This window comes from Burkholderia sp. Bp8998, assembly GCF_003854235.1.
Taxonomy (GTDB): Bacteria; Pseudomonadota; Gammaproteobacteria; order Burkholderiales; family Burkholderiaceae; genus Burkholderia.
The window spans coordinates 1-1,892 of sequence record NZ_QTQF01000118.1; the positions used below are offsets into that span (position 1 = coordinate 1).

1 protein-coding gene is annotated in these 1,892 nt (G+C 67.3%); it reads left to right on the top strand.

Translation table 11 applies throughout. The features are described 5' to 3' along the window. On the top strand, positions 1–1,892 hold a 1,892-nt coding region (gene acs / locus DIE06_RS37640; protein ID WP_124665726.1), incomplete at both ends, for an acetate--CoA ligase.

Sequence of the window (1,892 nt, forward strand, 5' to 3'; positions counted from 1 at the left end):
GCGACCATTTCCGGCATGCCGGCCTACCAGGCGCTGGCCGCCGAGGCCGAGCAGGATTACGAAGGCTTCTGGGGGCGTCTCGCACGCGAGGGCCTCAGCTGGCACAAGCCGTTCACGAAGGTGCTCGACGAGAGTAACGCGCCGTTCTACAAGTGGTTCGACGACGGCGAACTCAACGCGTCTTACAACTGCCTCGACCGTCACGTCGAAGCCGGCAACGGCGAACGCGTCGCGGTCATCTTCGAGGCCGACGACGGCACCGTCACGCGCGTCACCTATGCCGATCTCCTCGCCCGCGTGTCGCGCTTCGCGAATGCGCTGAAGAAGCGCGGGATCGGCAAGGGCGATCGCGTCATCATCTATATTCCGATGTCGATCGAAGGCATCGTCGCGATGCAGGCCTGCGCGCGCATCGGCGCCACGCACTCGGTCGTGTTCGGCGGCTTCTCCGCGAAATCGCTGAACGAGCGGCTCGTCGACGTCGGCGCGGTCGCGCTCATCACCGCCGACGAGCAGGCGCGCGGCGGCAAGACGCTGCCGCTCAAGAGCATCGCCGATGAAGCACTCGCGATGGGCGGCTGCGAAGCCGTCAAGAGCGTGATCGTCTATCGCCGCACCGGCGGCAAGATCGACTGGCATGCGGAACGCGACCTGTGGATGCACGAGATCGCGGATGGCGAGTCCGACACCTGCGCGCCGGAATGGGTCGGCGCCGAGCATCCGCTGTTCATCCTGTATACGTCGGGCTCGACCGGCAAGCCGAAGGGCGTGCAGCACAGCACGGGCGGCTACCTGCTGTGGGCCGCGCAGACGATGAAGTGGACCTTCGACTGGAAGCCCACCGACGTGTTCTGGTGCACGGCCGACATCGGCTGGGTCACGGGCCACACCTACATCACGTACGGCCCGCTCGCGTGCGGCGGCACGCAGGTCGTGTTCGAGGGCGTGCCGACCTATCCGGACGCCGGCCGCTTCTGGAAGATGATCGGCGATCACAAGGTCACGGTGTTCTACACCGCGCCGACCGCGATCCGTTCGCTGATCAAGGCCGCCGAGGCCGACGACAAGGTCCATCCGAAGAGTTACGACCTGTCGAGCCTGCGCATCATCGGCACGGTCGGCGAGCCGATCAATCCGGAAGCGTGGATGTGGTACCACAAGCACGTCGGCCAGGAACGCTGCCCGATCGTCGACACGTGGTGGCAGACCGAAACCGGCGGCCACATGATCACGCCTCTGCCGGGCGCGACGCCGACGGTGCCGGGTTCGTGCACGCTGCCGCTGCCGGGCATCATGGCCGCGGTGGTCGACGAAACGGGGCAGGACGTGCCGAACGGGCAAGGCGGGATCCTCGTCATCAAGCGCCCGTGGCCGGCGATGATCCGCACGATCTGGGGCGATCCGGAGCGCTTCAGGAAGAGCTACTACCCCGAGGAACTCGGCGGCCGGCTGTATCTCGCCGGCGACGGCACGGTGCGCGACAAGGACACCGGCTACTTCACGATCATGGGCCGCATCGACGACGTGCTGAACGTGTCGGGGCACCGGCTCGGCACGATGGAGATCGAGTCGGCGCTGGTCTCGCACGAGCTGGTGGCGGAAGCGGCCGTCGTCGGCCGCCCGGACGACACGACGGGCGAGGCGGTGGTCGCGTTCGTGGTGCTGAAGCGTTCGCGCCCGGAAGGCGAGGAAGCGGCGGCACTCGCGAAGACGCTGCGCGACTGGGTCGGCAAGCAGATCGGGCCGATCGCGAAGCCGAAGGACATCCGCTTCGGCGACAACCTGCCGAAGACGCGCTCTGGCAAGATCATGCGGCGCCTGTTGCGCTCGCTCGCGAAGGGCGAGGCGATCACGCAGGACACGTCCACGCTCGAGAACCCGGCGATCCTCGA